The 14,470-nt window shown below is 71.1% G+C and carries 15 protein-coding genes and 1 pseudogene; 6 read left to right on the top strand and 10 right to left on the bottom strand.

Annotation, left to right across the window (positions count from 1 at the left end):
* Nucleotides 1–8: 8 nt before the first annotated feature.
* Entirely contained in the window at nucleotides 9–1,250 is a 1,242-nt protein-coding gene (locus AC0699_RS01690) for an exo-beta-N-acetylmuramidase NamZ family protein (RefSeq protein ID WP_478654326.1), read from the bottom strand.
* A gap of 167 nt (nucleotides 1,251–1,417) precedes the next feature.
* Between AC0699_RS01690 and AC0699_RS01685 the strand changes: the two genes are divergently transcribed.
* The 3 genes and pseudogenes from AC0699_RS01685 (at nucleotide 1,418) to AC0699_RS01675 (ending at nucleotide 3,245) form a co-directional block, all read left to right on the top strand.
* Nucleotides 1,418–2,182, top strand: coding sequence for an SDR family oxidoreductase (locus AC0699_RS01685; protein ID WP_478654324.1), 765 nt, complete (start codon nucleotides 1,418–1,420; stop codon nucleotides 2,180–2,182).
* Nucleotides 2,179–2,602, top strand: a pseudogene (locus AC0699_RS01680) (AMP-binding enzyme). The gene AC0699_RS01685 and the pseudogene AC0699_RS01680 overlap by 4 nt, the downstream one beginning before the upstream one ends.
* A 49-nt stretch (nucleotides 2,603–2,651) precedes the next feature.
* Nucleotides 2,652–3,245: a TetR/AcrR family transcriptional regulator gene (locus AC0699_RS01675; RefSeq protein ID WP_469767746.1), complete on the top strand. Its 594-nt coding sequence runs from the start codon at nucleotides 2,652–2,654 to the stop codon at nucleotides 3,243–3,245.
* Nucleotides 3,246–3,522: 277 nt separating this feature from the next.
* On the opposite strand, the gene AC0699_RS01670 is transcribed toward AC0699_RS01675, so the two are convergent.
* A complete protein-coding gene (locus AC0699_RS01670; protein WP_478654321.1) occupies nucleotides 3,523–4,737 on the bottom strand; it encodes an acyl-CoA dehydrogenase in 1,215 nt (404 codons plus the stop codon).
* A gap of 8 nt (nucleotides 4,738–4,745) precedes the next feature.
* Nucleotides 4,746–5,768 carry a phosphotransferase family protein gene (locus AC0699_RS01665; protein ID WP_478654318.1) on the bottom strand — a complete coding sequence of 341 codons (1,023 nt, stop codon included), beginning with the start codon at nucleotides 5,766–5,768 and terminating at the stop codon, nucleotides 4,746–4,748.
* 136 nt (nucleotides 5,769–5,904) lie between these two features.
* On the opposite strand from AC0699_RS01665, the gene AC0699_RS01660 reads away from it, so the two are divergent.
* Nucleotides 5,905–7,194 carry a glucarate dehydratase family protein gene (locus tag AC0699_RS01660; protein ID WP_478654316.1) on the top strand — a complete coding sequence of 430 codons (1,290 nt, stop codon included), beginning with the start codon at nucleotides 5,905–5,907 and terminating at the stop codon, nucleotides 7,192–7,194.
* A gap of 62 nt (nucleotides 7,195–7,256) precedes the next feature.
* Here AC0699_RS01660 and AC0699_RS01655 read toward each other — a convergent pair whose 3' ends face one another.
* Both AC0699_RS01655 and AC0699_RS01650 read right to left on the bottom strand, forming a co-directional pair.
* Nucleotides 7,257–8,168 carry an MBL fold metallo-hydrolase gene (locus AC0699_RS01655; protein ID WP_478654314.1) on the bottom strand — a complete coding sequence of 304 codons (912 nt, stop codon included), beginning with the start codon at nucleotides 8,166–8,168 and terminating at the stop codon, nucleotides 7,257–7,259.
* A gap of 77 nt (nucleotides 8,169–8,245) precedes the next feature.
* On the bottom strand, nucleotides 8,246–8,542 hold the full coding sequence (locus tag AC0699_RS01650) for a hypothetical protein (RefSeq protein ID WP_478654312.1): 297 nt from the start codon (nucleotides 8,540–8,542) through the stop codon (nucleotides 8,246–8,248).
* A gap of 182 nt (nucleotides 8,543–8,724) precedes the next feature.
* Between AC0699_RS01650 and AC0699_RS01645 the strand changes: the two genes are divergently transcribed.
* Nucleotides 8,725–9,660, top strand: a complete 936-nt coding sequence (locus tag AC0699_RS01645; protein ID WP_478654310.1) for an NADP-dependent oxidoreductase — start codon at nucleotides 8,725–8,727, stop codon at nucleotides 9,658–9,660.
* Nucleotides 9,661–9,723: 63 nt separating this feature from the next.
* On the opposite strand, the gene AC0699_RS01640 is transcribed toward AC0699_RS01645, so the two are convergent.
* From AC0699_RS01640 to AC0699_RS01620, 5 genes are all read right to left on the bottom strand, one after another.
* Complete coding sequence (locus AC0699_RS01640) at nucleotides 9,724–10,041, bottom strand: DUF202 domain-containing protein (protein WP_478654308.1); 318 nt, start codon at nucleotides 10,039–10,041, stop codon at nucleotides 9,724–9,726.
* A complete protein-coding gene (locus tag AC0699_RS01635; RefSeq protein ID WP_469767754.1) occupies nucleotides 10,038–10,427 on the bottom strand; it encodes a YidH family protein in 390 nt (129 codons plus the stop codon). Before AC0699_RS01635 ends, AC0699_RS01640 begins: the two co-directional genes overlap by 4 nt.
* Nucleotides 10,428–10,521: 94 nt before the next feature.
* The gene (locus AC0699_RS01630; protein ID WP_478654306.1) at nucleotides 10,522–11,070 is read right to left on the bottom strand and encodes an NUDIX domain-containing protein; all 549 of its coding nucleotides are present in this window, start codon (nucleotides 11,068–11,070) and stop codon (nucleotides 10,522–10,524) included.
* A 40-nt stretch (nucleotides 11,071–11,110) separates the two neighbouring features.
* A complete protein-coding gene (locus AC0699_RS01625) occupies nucleotides 11,111–11,875 on the bottom strand; it encodes a glucose 1-dehydrogenase (RefSeq protein WP_478654304.1) in 765 nt (254 codons plus the stop codon).
* Nucleotides 11,872–12,528 carry a TetR/AcrR family transcriptional regulator gene (locus AC0699_RS01620; RefSeq protein ID WP_478654302.1) on the bottom strand — a complete coding sequence of 219 codons (657 nt, stop codon included), beginning with the start codon at nucleotides 12,526–12,528 and terminating at the stop codon, nucleotides 11,872–11,874. Before AC0699_RS01620 ends, AC0699_RS01625 begins: the two co-directional genes overlap by 4 nt.
* Nucleotides 12,529–12,738: 210 nt before the next feature.
* On the opposite strand from AC0699_RS01620, the gene AC0699_RS01615 reads away from it, so the two are divergent.
* The gene (locus AC0699_RS01615; RefSeq protein ID WP_478654299.1) at nucleotides 12,739–14,394 is read left to right on the top strand and encodes an FAD-binding dehydrogenase; all 1,656 of its coding nucleotides are present in this window, start codon (nucleotides 12,739–12,741) and stop codon (nucleotides 14,392–14,394) included.
* Nucleotides 14,395–14,470: the final 76 nt, after the last annotated feature.

Here is a 14,470-nt window from a genome sequence, read left to right as displayed (position 1 = left end):
ACCCCCGCTCAGCGGTACTGCAGATACCCCCGGCGCACGGCACGGAACGCGGCCAGGTCCTGCTGCCAGGCGCCCACCAGCTCGTCCGTGTCCGCCCCCGCGTCGATCATCGTGCGCACCCGCGTGGACCCGGTGAGTTTGTCGATCCAGTTGTCCGACCGCCAGGCGAAGCCGCTCCAGCTCCGCTTCGCCGTCACCAGCAGGCCGATGCCGGTGCGGACCGGGTCGTACGCCTCCCGGTCGTGGACGTGCAGCTGTACTCCGCCGACCGTCCTGCCCTGGAACTTGGAGAAGGTCGGGGCGAAGTACGCCTCGCGGAAGCGCACGCCGGGCATTTCCAGCGCGTTGGCCGCCTCCGCCCAGGCGCGGTCGATGCCCTCGGCGCCGAGCAGCTCGAACGGGCGGGTCGTCCCCCGTCCCTCCGAGAGGTTCGTGCCCTCGAAGAGGCAGGTGCCCGAGTAGACGAGGGCGGTGTCCGGCGTCGGCATGTTGGGGCTCGGCGGCACCCAGGGCAGGTCCGTCGCGTCGTAGAAGTCCTCGCGCCGCCAGCCCGACATGCGCACGGTCGCCAGCTCGACCGGCGTCGTGAGGAACTCGCCGTTGAAGAGCAGGGCCAGCTCGGTGACGGTCATGCCGTGCGCCTGGGCGATGGGCTCGCGGCCCACGAAGGTCGCGAACGCCTTGTCCAGGACCGGGCCGAGTGCCGCCCGCCCGGTGACCGGGTTGGGCCGGTCCAGCACGACGAACCGCTTCCCGGCGAGCGCCGCCGCCACCATGCAGTCGTACAGCGTCCAGATGTACGTGTAGAAGCGGGCGCCGGCGTCCTGGATGTCGAACACGATCGTGTCGACGCCGGAGGCGGTGAAGATGTCCGCGAGCGGCCGGCCGCTCTTCAGATAGGTGTCGTAGACGGGCAGGCCGGTGGCCGGGTCGTCGTAGCGGCCCTCGGAGCCGCCCGCCTGGGCGGTGCCGCGGAAGCCGTGCTCGGGTCCGAAGACGGCGGCGAGATCCACTCGCTCGTCGGCGTGCATGACGTCCACGATGTGGCGGGCGTCGCGGGTGATGCCGGTCGGATTGGTGACGACACCGATCCGTTCGCCGGACACCAGCCGGTAGCCGTCGGCGGCGAACCGCTCGAAGCCGGTGCGGACCCGGCTGCGCCCGCCGTGCGCGGCGGCGGCCGGTGCGGCCGCCGCCAGGGCGCCGACCGCGCCTCCCGCCGCCAGCAGACCCCGTCTGGACAGGCTCATCGCGCCACCTCCGTGATCGCTACATCTGTCATGGACACGCACGCTAGCGCGCGGTCGGGCCGTGCGGAACGAGCCGGACACGGTCGTTCCCGCCCGCCTCTTCCGTGGCCACATACCGACTGGTTAGTCTGCTGCCTGGAGTGAACCGCGACGGAGAGGCAGGTCCGATGAGCACGCTGCAGGGCGCGAACGTGGTGGTCACAGGAGCGGGCGGCGGGATCGGTGCCGCCCTCGCCCGCCGGTTCGTGGCGGAAGGCGCACGCGTCGCCGTCAACGACCTCGACCCCGGCAGGACCAAGGCCGTCGCCGACGAGATCGGCGCCCTCGCCGTCCCCGGCGACGCCTCCGCCATCGTCGAGGAGGCCCGCGACGCGCTCGGCGGCACCGTCGACATCTACTGCGCCAACGCCGGACTCGCCTCGCCGGGCGACGCCTTCGCCGACGAGGACGTCTGGGCATCCGCCTGGGACGTCAACGTCATGGCGCACGTCCGCGCCGTCCGCACCCTGCTGCCGGACTGGCTGGAGCGCGGCAGCGGCCGGTTCGTCTCCACGGTCTCCGCGGCCGGGCTCCTCACGATGATCGGAGCCGCCCCGTACAGCGTGACCAAGCACGGCGCGGTCGCCTTCGCCGAATGGCTCTCGCTGACGTACCGTCACCGCGGGCTCAAGGTCCACGCCATCTGCCCGCAGGGCGTCCGTACGGACATGCTCACGGCGGCGGGATCGGCCGGCGAACTGGTCCTCGCCCCCAGCGCCATCGAGCCCGAGGACGTCGCCGACGCCCTCTTCGAAGGCATCGAGGCCGACCGCTTCCTGATCCTTCCGCACCCCGAGGTCGCCGAGTACTACCAGGCCCGCGCCGCCGAACCCGGCCGCTGGCTGGCCGGCATGAACCACATCCAGCGGAAGTGGGAAGAGAGGGCGAAGTGACCGCGGACGGCTACGCCGCCAGGCCTTGGCTCTCGCAGCTCACCGACGCCCGGCGGGCGCCGGTGGCACCGCACGCGACCGTCGTGCACTCCTTCCGCGCCGCCGTCGACCGGGCCCCCTGGCACACCGCCCTCGCCTACTTCGACGGACGGCTCAGCTACCGCGAGACCGACGCGCTCTCCGACTCGGTCGCCGGCCATCTCGCCGCCCCGCGGCATCGCGCGCGGCGACCGCGGCGAGACCGTGAAGGCCTACGTCAGCCTGCGCCCGGGCGCGTCCGTGGCACCCCACGAGCTCGCCGGACACTGCGCGGACCGCCTGGCCGCGTACGAGTACCCACGGCAGGTCGAGGTCCTGGAGGAGCTCCCGAGGACGACAAGTGGGAAGATCCTCAGACGGGAACTGCGTTCCCGTGCGTAGACACGGTGTGCTCCGAGAAGATGAGCCGAGCGAAAGGCGGGTGGCGGCAATGGCCAGGACGACGGACGGGAACGGCACTCCCGTCCCCCAGAGGCTGCTGGCCGCCGCCACCCGGCTCTTCGCGGAGCAGGGCTACGACCGTACGTCCGTCCAGGAGATCGTCGAGGCGGCCGGCGTCACCAAAGGGGCGCTCTACCACTACTTCGGCTCCAAGGAGGACCTCCTCCAGGAGGTCTACTCGCGGGTGCTGAGGCTCCAGCAGGAGCGCCTCGACGCCTTCGCGGAGGCCGACGCGCCGGTCGAGCAGCGGCTGCGGTCCGCCGCCGCCGACGTCGTCGTGACCACCATCGACAACCTCGACGACGCGGCCATCTTCTTCCGCTCCATGCACCACCTCAGCCCGGAGAAGAACAAGCAGGTCCGCGCCGAGCGCAGGCGCTACCACGAGCGCTTCCGGGCGCTCATCGAGGAGGGCCAGCGCAGCGGGGTGTTCTCCGACGCGACCCCCGCGGATCTGGTGGTGGACTACCACTTCGGCTCGGTCCACCACCTGTCCACGTGGTACCGCCCGGACGGGCCGCTCACCCCGCAGCAGGTCGCCGATCACCTCGCCGACCTGCTGCTCAGGGCCCTGCGCCCGTAAGGACGGTCCGGGGGGGAAGCCCCCCGGACACCGAGGCCGCCCTAGTCTTCTGAGTCAGGACAGAAGACTAGGCCGTGTTTGAGAACTCCCGCCTGGCTCGCGACGCCTGGCACGCACTCCCCCGTAGCCCTTCGGGCACGGGAGGTGCCCCCACGCTGCGTTGTCGGAGTCATCCAAGTACGTCCAGTACGAGGACGATCCTCCGCCTTGCGATTGCACGCACCGGACGCCTCGAGCCCCGCCCTGCGGGCGGACGGCGCTAGTTCTCAAACACGGCCTAGACGTACTTCTTGAGCTCGCGCCGCGCCAGCGACCGCTGGTGCACCTCGTCCGGCCCGTCCGCCAGCTTCAGCGTCCGCGCCGCCGCCCACAGCTCGGCCAGCGGGAAGTCCTGACTGACCCCGCCGGCGCCGTGCACCTGGACCGCCTTGTCGAGAATGTCGACGACCGCACGCGGAGTGGCGATCTTGATGGCCTGGATCTCCGTGTGCGCGCCGCGGTTGCCGACCGTGTCCATCAGCCACGCGGTCTTCAGCACCAGCAGTCGCAGCTGCTCGACCGTCACCCGGGCGTCCGCGATCCAGTTCTGCACCACACCCTGCTGGGCGATCGGCTTGCCGAAGGCGGTACGGGACACGGCCCGGCGGCACATCAGCTCGATCGCCCGCTCGGCCATGCCGATCAGCCGCATGCAGTGGTGGATACGGCCGGGACCGAGCCGCGCCTGGGCGATCGCGAAGCCGCCGCCCTCCTCGCCGATCAGATTCGACGCCGGAACGCGGACGTTGTCGAAGACGACCTCGGCGTGCCCGCCGTGGGAGTGGTCCTCGTAGCCGTACACCTGCATGGCGCGCCGGACCTCGACGCCGGGCGTGTCACGCGGGACGAGGATCATCGACTGCTGGCGGCGGATGTCGGCCCCGTCGGGGTCGGTCTTGCCCATCACGATGAAGATCTTGCAGTCCGGATTCATCGCGCCGGAGATGTACCACTTACGGCCGTTGATGACGTACCCGTCACCCTGCCGCTCGATCCGAGTCTCGATGTTCGTCGCGTCGGACGAGGCCACCTCGGGCTCGGTCATCGCGAAGGCCGAGCGGATGTCGGCGGCCAGCAGCGGCTCCAGCCACTGCTTCTTCTGCTCCTCGGACCCGAACTGGGCCAGCACCTCCATGTTGCCGGTGTCGGGCGCCGCGCAGTTCAGCGCCGTCGGGGCCAAGTGGGGGCTGCGGCCCGTGATTTCGGCGAGCGGCGCGTACTGGAGATTGGTCAGCCCGCCCCCGTACTCCTCGTCCGGGAGGAAGAGGTTCCACAGACCCTGCTTACGGGCCTCGGCCTTGAGCTCATCCATGATTGCCGGGGTGTCCCACGGCGAGGCCAGCTGCGCGCGCTGCTCGTGCTCGACCGCCTCGGCCGGATAGACGTGCTCGTCCATGAAGGCGAGCAGCTTGGCCCGCAGTTCCTCGGTGCGCGCGTCGAATGCGAAGTCCATGGGAGTGATCAGCCTTCCTGGAGGGTGGTGAGGCCGTGCTCGATGAAGACGGGGACGAGATCGCCGATGCGGTCGAAGCCGGCGCCGACGGTCTGGCCGAGCGTGTAGCGGTAGTGGATGCCCTCGAGGATCACGGCGAGCTTGAACCACGCGAACGCCGTGTACCAGGAGATGGCGGACGTGTCGCGGCCGGAGCGGGCGGCGTAACGCTCGATCAGCTCGGCGGGATCGGGGTGGCCGACGGCTCCCGCCGTGGTGCTGACGGGGGAGTCGGGGACCTCCAGCTTCTGGCTGTACATCACCAGCAGCCCGAGGTCGGTGAGCGGATCGCCGAGCGTGGACATCTCCCAGTCGAGGATCGCCTTGATCCGGTCGTCGTCACCGATCAGGACGTTGTCGAGGCGGTAGTCGCCGTGGATGACGGCGGGCGCGGGAGAGGTGGGCAGGGCGCGGCCGAGGGCGGCGTGCAGCTCGTCGATACCCGCGAGCTCGCGGTTGCGGGAGGCGTCGAGCTGCTTGCCCCAGCGGCGCAGCTGCCGGTCCAGGAAGCCCTCCGGGCGGCCGAAGTCGCCCAGGCCCACCGACTCGGGAGCCACGGCGTGCAGCTCGACGAGCGTGTCGACGAGGCCGAGGAGGGCTTTGCGGGTGCGCTCCGGGCCGAGCGGCGCGAGCTGCTCGGCCGTGCGGTACGGCGTGCCCTCGACGAATTCCATGACGTAGAAAGGCGCGCCGAGTACGGACTCGTCCTCGCACAGCAGCACCGGCTCGGGCACCGGCACGGCCGTCGGGTGCAGGGCGCTGATCACCCGGTGCTCACGCTTCATGTCGTGGGCGGTGGCCAGCACATGGCCGAGCGGGGGCCGGCGGACCACCCACTGGCCGGCGCCGTCGGTGACGGTGTACGTGAGGTTGGACCGTCCGCCCTGGATCAGCCGGGCGCTGAGCGGTCCGCTCACCAGGCCCGGTCGCTCGCGGTCGAGGAAGCCGCGCAGCTGCTCGGGGTCGAGGCCTGGCGGGTGGACTGAGCTCATCGGGGGCACCTCCGGTGGGGCGGCGATTCGGTTCCCACTCATGATGACCGACCAGTCGGTATGTCGTCCAGGGTCCGACCGGAAAGACCGGCTCGGCCCCTGGTCTCCTGATCGTATTTCTGAATAGGGTTCATGTATGGATACCGCGCTGCTCATCGACACGGTCCGGCTCACCCCGATCCTCATGGCCGATCCACCGCTGCTCAACACCCAGGGCGTCCACCAGCCGTACACGCCACGCCTCATCGTGGAGGTCGTCACGCGAGGTGGAGTGACGGGCGTGGGCGAGACGTACGGCGACGGCACATACCTCGAACTCGCCAGGCCTCTCGCCGAGGCACTCCCCGGCCGTCCGGTCACCGACCTGAACAGCCTCTTCGGTCTCGCCGACCAGGTGTGTGGCGATTCGCGGGCCGCCGACGCGCGTGTCGACGCCGGCGGACTGCGGGGCGTCCAGACCGCGGACAAGCTCCGGCTCTCGGTCGTCTCCGGCTTCGAGGTCGCCTGCCTGGACGCTCTGGGCAAGACGCTCGGACTGCCCGTGCACGCCCTGCTCGGCGGCAAGGTCCGCGACACCGTCGAATACAGCGGGTATCTCTTCTACCGCTGGGACGCCCACCCGGACGGCGGCGAGAAGGACGACTGGAGCGCCGCCCTCGACCCCGCGGGCATCGTCGCCCAGGCGCTGCGCCTGGAGCGCGACCACGGCTTCACCTCGTTCAAGCTCAAGGGTGGCGTCTTCGAGCCGGACCAGGAGATCGCCGCGATCCGGGCACTCGCCGAAGCGTTCCCCGGCCGGCCGCTGCGCCTCGACCCCAACGGTGCCTGGTCCGTGGCGACTTCTCTGTACGTCGCCGAGCGGCTGAAGGGCGTCCTCGAATACCTGGAGGACCCGGCGAGCGGCACCGACCGGATGGCCGAGATCGCCGCCGGTACCGACGTACCGCTGGCGACCAACATGTGCGTGACGACCTTCCCCGAGATCGCCGACGCCTTCGCACGTGACGCCGTACAGATCGTGCTCAGCGACCACCACTACTGGGGTGGCCTGCACAAGACCCGCGAACTGGCCGCCATCTGCCGGACGTTCGGCGTCGGACTCTCGATGCACTCCAACATGCATCTGGGCGTCAGTCTCGCGGCCATGACCCAGGTCGCCGCGACCGTCCCGAACCTCGACCATGCCTGCGACAGCCACTACCCCTGGCAGACCGAGGACATCGTCACCGCCCGCCACGTCTTCCGCGACGGGCGGCTGACCGTCTCCGACGCACCGGGCCTCGGTGTCGAACTCGACCGCGAGAAGCTGGCGGCGCTGCACCGGCGCTGGCTGGAGGACGACGGCACGATGCGCGAGCGCGACGACGCGGCGGCGATGCGCAAGGCGGACCCTCAGTGGCGCACCCCGGTGATGCCGCGCTGGTGACCGGGGGCCATGGCCCCCGGGGCTGAGGCGCGGGGCCCGCGGGCTCGGGGCCCTGAAAGAAATCAGGCGTGGCACGCCACCGGCACGCCCCCGTTCATCACCGCCATGTCCCCGAAGACGGCGACGGGGTCGAGCGGCGAGCCGGCCGGCTGCCCCTCCAGTTCGGCGTACGCCCGGTGCAGATTGGCCACCAGCCGCTCGCTCTCCCGCAGCCCGGCGAACTCCCCGAGGTCGGCGGTGCGTGCCGTCTCCAGGGGGGTGAGGCCCTTGGTGTGCCCGGTCTCGGCGAGTGCGGCGACGTATCGCAGATACCGTTCCGTGGCGTCGTACGCCGACGGGTCGGTGACCGGGCCGTGCCCCGGGACGACGGTCCCGGCGTCCAGCGAGCGCAGCAGCTCCAGCGCCCGCAGTGAGCCGCTGAGCGAACCCATGGGGATGAACGGCGTACCGCCCTGGAAGATCAGGTCGCCCGTGAAGACGATGCCGTGCTCGGGGAGGTGGACGATCGTGTCGCCCACGGTGTGCGCCACCCCCGGGTGGATCAGCCGCACCTCGGTCCCGCCGGCCCGGAGCGTCAGCCGCTCGCTGTACGTCACGTCCGGCGCGGTGATCGTGATGTCGCCGAAGTCGGTCTGCGGCCAGATGAGATGGAGCTGATGCCCGGCGGCGAGGGCCTCCGAGCGGCAGGACTCATGGCCCACGACGGTGGCGTCCGGTGTGAACACGCAGTTGCCGTACGTGTGGTCGCCGTGGTGGTGCGTGTTGACGACCGTGCGCGGCAGTCGGGCTCCGGTCGCCAGAAGCGCCTCGCGCAGCAGCAGCGCGCGCCGCTCGGTGGCGGCGGTGTCGACGAGGAGCGTGGACTCACCGTCGCTGATGATTCCCGCGTTGTTCAGACACCAGCCGCCATCGGGCTGGACGTACGCCTGCACCGACGGCGTGAGCTGGACGGTGTACGGATCGGTGGCAGGCACCGCGGCTCCCCGGAGATCGTGGCCAACTGACAGGGACAGCCTGCCAGTTGGCCACGGCCGGGCGGAACGGGGGCGGGTCAGTGGTCGTCCCAGTGCCCGTCGTGGGCGGCATGGCGGTGGCCGTCGTGGACGTAGTCGACATGGTCGCCGTGGGCGACGGCGGTGTGCCCGCAGCCGTCTCCGTGCTGGTGAGCGTGGTCGCTGTGCGTGACATGGCCGCCCGGTTCGCATTCGTCCCAGTGGCCCTGGTGCGAGCGGTGCAGATGTCCGTCGTGCGCGTAGTCGATGTGGTCGCCGTGCACGATCTCGGTGTGCCCGCAGCCCGGCCGGTGGGTGTGCTCGTGGGTGGGGTGCTCCTGGTGGAGGACGGTCATGTGGCTCACCTTCGGGGTGGATCGGGAGATCTCCTGGTTTCACTCAGATTAGTCTGTAATATCCGTTTAATCGGTGTTCCCGCGGTGTGCCGCGGCGCGATCCGGACGGCACACCCCACCAGGTGTCCCCCCGGGGCGGCCTTCAGCTTGCGCAAGCCCCGGGCGGGTCGGAGGGTCGGAGCATGAAGGCGATCAGCTACCGCCGCTACGGCGGTCCCGAGGTCCTGGAGTACGGCGAGCTCCCGGAGCCGAAGGTCGGGCCCGACTCCGTCCTGGTCAAGGTGCGGGCGGCGGCCGTCAACCCGGTCGACTGGAAACTCCGCGAGGGCTACCTGGACGCAGTGGTCGACGCCGTCTTTCCGGTGATCCCGGGCTGGGACGTCTCCGGGGTCGTCGTCCAGCCGGGTGCCTCCGTGCCCGAGTTCGCCGTCGGTGACGAGGTGATGGGATACGTCCGTGAGGACTTCCTGTCCCGGGGGACCTTCGCCGAGTACGTCGCCGCCCCCGTCCGCACCCTCGCCCGCAAACCCCGCAATCTGAGCTTCGAGGAAGCGGCGGGGATGCCGCTGGCCGGGCTCACCGCCTACCAGGTGCTCACGCAGGCCCTGGGGGTGCGCCAGGGCGACACGCTCCTCGTGCACGCCGCGGCCGGCGGGGTCGGGTCGATGGCCGTGCAGCTCGCCCGCCACTTCGGCGCCCGGGTGATCGGCACCGCGAGTGAGCCGTCCCACGAGCATGTGCGCGATCTGGGCGCGGAGCCGGTGACGTACGGCGAAGGGCTTGCCGAGCGGGTACGGGCCCTCGCGCCCGACGGGGTCGCCGCGGTCTTCGACACCATCGGCGGCGAGACCCTGACCCTCTCCGCGGAGCTGCTCGCCAAGGGCGGCCGGCTCGCCTCCATCAGCGACGCGGCGGTGACCACGCTCGGCGGACGCTATGTCTTCGTACGTCCCAACACCGCGGACCTGTACCGGCTGAGCGAGCTCGCCGAGGAGGAGGTCATCTCGGTCCATGTGGCCCGCAGCTTCCCGCTGGAGAAGACCGCCGACGCCCACCGGCTCAGCCAGGAAGGTCACGCCCGCGGAAAGATCGTCGTCACCGTCGACTGGGAGGGCTGAGCGCCCGCGTCCGGCCGGTCGCCTCGCCCGTCCGGGTCACCGTGCGATGCGGTCTCCGCACGGTCACCACACAATCGTGACGGCGAACGCGGCGAGCGCGAGCGTGCACAGGGTGGCTGCGAGAGCCTGACCGAGGGGCATCGCGCCCGGCGGCCGCCCCGCGGCCATCACCCCGATGCGCCGCTGCGCCACGAACAGGAACGCCAGCCACACCAGCGCGCTCAGCGCGAAGGCGACGACATCGCCTCCCGTGATCTCGTCGTGCCGGACGACCTGGCGCGCCGCGAGCACCGCGACGACCGTGAAGGACAGCGTCGTGCGCCGCCACGCCAGCCGGGTCCGCTCCGGCTGCAGTCCCGGATCGCGGGCACCGCCGCTCACCCACGGCCCCAGGAGACGACCACCACCATCGCGACCGACACGGCGCCCACGACCAGCGCCAGCAGCGTCGGGAAGCGCGACACCGGCAGATCCTCGCCGCGCCGCATCGCCCGCTCGCAGCGCACCCAGTGGTTGACGGACCGCAGCGCACACAGCACGCCCGTGCCGATCAGCGCGAGCGAAAGACCCACGCGGACACCCCAGCGAAGATCGGGCAGGAACTGGTCGACGGCGAAGCCGCCGGCGATCAGCGCGAGCGCGGTGCGCAGCCAGGCCAGGAAAGTGCGCTCATTGGCGAGCGAGAAGCGGTAGTCGGGGGTCTCGCCCTCGTCCCGGATCCGCTGGGGCGCGAACCACAGCCGCAGACTCTGTACGAATTCGCTCACGCGTCGCACCCTACCCGCGGCATAGTCGGTGCCCGGACCGGCGCTTCCGGCACGGGTCCTGCGAGGTGCTCGCCCGCGCCGTCACCGGCCGGGCTCAGCCCGCCGAGGCCCGATGGTCGCGCAGACGTTCGTACGCGGCGAGGCCGTCCGGAACCCACTCCCACTCGCCCAGCCGTGCCTCCAGCTCCGCCTCCGGCAGGAAGGCGTGCCAGGCGACCTCCTCGGCCTGGGGGTTCACCGGCAGCTCGCAGCGGACCTCGTACACGGCCGACCACCAGGTCTGCCAGATCTGTCCCGGATCCGTCGCCGGGGCGTCGTAGAGGAACTTGAAGAGCGGGACGGGCCGGGGGAGCCCGGAGACGCCGAGTTCCTCCTCGGCCTCGCGCAGCGCCGCCTCGTCGTACGTTTCGCCCGCGCCGACGACACCACCGACGAACATGTCGTACAGGGAGGGGAAGACGAGCTTCGTCGGGGTGCGGCGATGGACGAAGATCCGGCCCTCCGCGTCCCGGGCCTGGATGAACACGCAGCGGTGGCGCAGGCCCCGCGCGTACGCCTCGCCGCGCGGGGCCTGCCCGATGACCTCGTCGTTCTCGTCGACGATGTCGAGGATCTCGTCGGAGGGACTGGAAGCGGCACTCATGCCCTCATCCAACCAGGCCGGTCGACCGACCGGACCGGACTCACTGGCCCATGACGTACTTCACCGTCGGGCCCGTGGTCCAGCCGCCGTCCACCGCCAGCTCGGCGCCCGTCACGTACGAGGCCGCGTCGGAGAGCAGGAAGACCACCGCGCCCGCGATCTCGTGCGGCTCGCCGACCCGCCCCATCGGTGTGTTGGGGTACATGCCCTCTCCCGTGCGGATGCCGACGGAGGCGGTCATCGGCGTGTAGGTCATGCCCGGGTGCACCGAGTTGACGCGGATCCGCGCCGTCCCGAGTTCCACCGCGCCGATCTTCGTCAGCCCCCGCACCCCCCACTTCGACGCGCCGTACCCGGCGGTCAGGGCCAGGCCCATCAGCCCGGCGGCCGACGAGATGTTGACGATCGAGCCCGCGCCACGCTCCTTCATGGCCGGGATGACCGTCTTCATCCCGATGAACACGCCGGTGAGGTTGATGTCGAGGACCTTGCGGAAGTTCTCGACGCTCTCCGCCTCGATGAACTGACCGGCGGCTGTCCCGGCGTTGTTGACCAGCCCGTCGATCCCGCCGAACTCGGCCACCGTGTACCGCGCGACCCGCTGCCAGTCCTCCTCCGAGGTCACGTCGTGGCGCAGGAACCGGGCACGCCCGCCCAGCTCCGCGGCCATGTCCTCGCCCTCGTCGGCCAGGACGTCGGTGAGGACGACCGACGCGCCGGCCGCGACCGCCTGCCGGGCGGCCTCGGCCCCCAGTCCGCGTGCGCCGCCCGTGATGACGATGGTCTTTCCGCCGAGATCGGTCATGTGGTGTCCCCTCGGGTGGTGGTGTACCGGGCGGCGGGCAAGGGCGCCCGCAGCAGTGCGGTGGCGGTCTCGACGAGGTCGGCGAGGAACAACTCCTCTCCGGTGAGCGGGGCGATGCCGTCGAGGTACTGGCGGGCCCGGTCGGCGAGCGCCGCGCCGATCAGGGTGAGCGCGAGGTCCAGGCGTTCCAGCAGGACCGGCTCGGGGAGCCCGGCCGGGGTCAGACAGGCCTCGACGCGTTCGATGAGCCGCCAGTAGACGGTGCCGTCGAGCGTGGGGTGCGGAGTGCGGGTGCGTACGCCGCTCTCGTGGCTCAGCTGGGCCGAGATCCGCAGACAGCGCAGCCCCCGCTCGGAGTGCAGCTCGGTCGCCTCCGTCATGACCAGCACGGCCACCAGCTCGCGGAGATCGTCCGGGGCCCCGTCGAGCAGCGGTGCCAGCACCTGTTCCGTACGGGCCTGGCGGCCGGCCATCACCGCCTCCACGAGTCCGGTGCGCGAGCCGAAGTGGTACTGCACGGCCGACGGATTGCTCTGGCCCGCGAGCCGCACGATGTCGCGGATCTGCGCTCCGTCGACTCCCTGCGCCGCGAAGATCTCTTCGGCCGCGCGGATGAGCTTCTCCCGGGTCTCGGGTCCTGACGTCCTCGCCATGCCGCGATCCTAATGCTGGACATTATTAAAAGCGGGGGCCGTCTCGCGTGGATTGAACTGTTGACGAGTTACTGCCGCGTACAGAAGATCGAAGCCACTGAAACCCAGCCGCTGATCTCAGCTGCTGAACCCAGTCGCTGAGCCGAGACACTGAACCGAGCCGCTGACCGGGCCGCGCCACCGGGCCCCGCTCCGGGAGGGACACCACCCATGGCGTACGACGCTGATGTCATCGTGATCGGGGCAGGACTCGCGGGCCTCGTGGCCACCGCAGAGCTCGTCGACGCCGGACGGAAGGTCGTCCTGCTCGACCAGGAGCCCGAGCAGTCGATCGGCGGACAGGCCCACTGGTCGTTCGGGGGACTCTTCTTCGTCGACTCGCCCGAACAGCGCCGGATGCGCATCAAGGACAGCCACGACCTGGCGCTCCAGGACTGGCTCGGTACGGCCGGCTTCGACCGCGAGGAGGACCACTGGCCGCGCCGCTGGGCCGAGGCGTACGTCGACTTCGCCGCCGGTGAGAAGCGGCCTTGGCTGCACGCGCAGGGAGTCAGGTTCTTCCCGGTCGTCGGCTGGGCCGAGCGCGGCGGCTACGACGCGAACGGCCACGGCAACTCCGTGCCGCGCTTCCACATCACCTGGGGGACCGGCCCCGGCCTCGTCGAGCCGTTCGAGCGGCGGGTCAGGGAGGGCGTCGCCCGCGGGCTCGTCGAGCTGCGCTTCCGGCACCGGGTGACCGGACTCGGCCGGACCGACGGGACCGTGGACACCGTGACGGGGGAGATCCTGGAGCCGTCCGGCGTCGAGCGCGGAAAGGCGAGCAGCCGGGAGGTCACCGGGTCCTTCGAACTGAGGGCCCAGGCCGTGATCGTCACCTCCGGCGGCATCGGCGGCAACCACGACCTCGTACGTGCCCAGTGGCCCGAACGCCTCGGCACCCCGCCCGAGAAGATGCTCTCCGGCGTCCCGGCGCATGTCGACGGGCTGATGCTCGGCATCGCGGAGGCGGCCGGCGCGCATCACATCAACCGCGATCGCATGTGGCACTACACCGAGGGCATCGAGAACTGGAACCCGATCTGGGCCCGGCACGGCATCCGGATCCTGCCCGGGCCCTCCTCGCTGTGGCTGGACGCCCGCGGACGGCGGCTGCCCGTACCGCTCTTCCCCGGCTTCGACACGCTCGGGACGCTGGAGCACATCATGCGGTCCGGTTACGACTACACGTGGTTCGTGCTCGACCAGCGCATCATCGGCAAGGAGTTCGCGCTCTCCGGTTCCGAACAGAACCCCGACCTGACGGGCAAGTCGGTCCGCGACGTCATCGCACGGGCCCGCCTGGACGTGCCGGGCCCGGTGAAGGCGTTCATGGACAACGGCGTGGACTTCGTCGTCGAGAAGGACCTGGGCGCGCTGGTGCGCGGCATGAACTCCCTCACCAAGGAGCCGCTCATCGACGAGGACGGGCTGCGCCGCGAAATCACCGCGCGCGACCGGGAGATCGCCAACCCCTTCACCAAGGACCTTCAGGTGACGGCGATCCGGGGGGCCCGCAAGTACCTCGGCGACAAACTCATCCGCACGGTGTCCCCGCACCGCATCCTCGACCCCGGGGCGGGGCCGCTCATCGCCGTACGGCTCAACATCCTGACCCGGAAGTCGCTGGGCGGCCTGCAGACGGACCTCTCGTCGCGGGTGCTCACGGCGGGCGGCGAGCCGTTGCCCGGGATGTACGCGGCGGGCGAGGCGGCCGGTTTCGGCGGCGGCGGGGTCCACGGCTACCGCTCCCTCGAAGGCACCTTCCTCGGTGGCTGCATCTTCTCGGGCCGCGCGGCGGGGAGGGCGGCGGCGAAAGCGGTGTCCTGACGGAGGACACCGCCTGCGTCGCCGGGCGCGCACCGTGCCGCCGCGACCGGCGAGCAGTGCCTACGCGTCGCCCGGG

The organism is Streptomyces sp. NPDC043870, assembly GCF_056435785.1.
The sequence above is the reverse complement of the archived record's forward strand: the minus strand, read 5'-3'. Positions and strand labels throughout refer to the sequence as shown.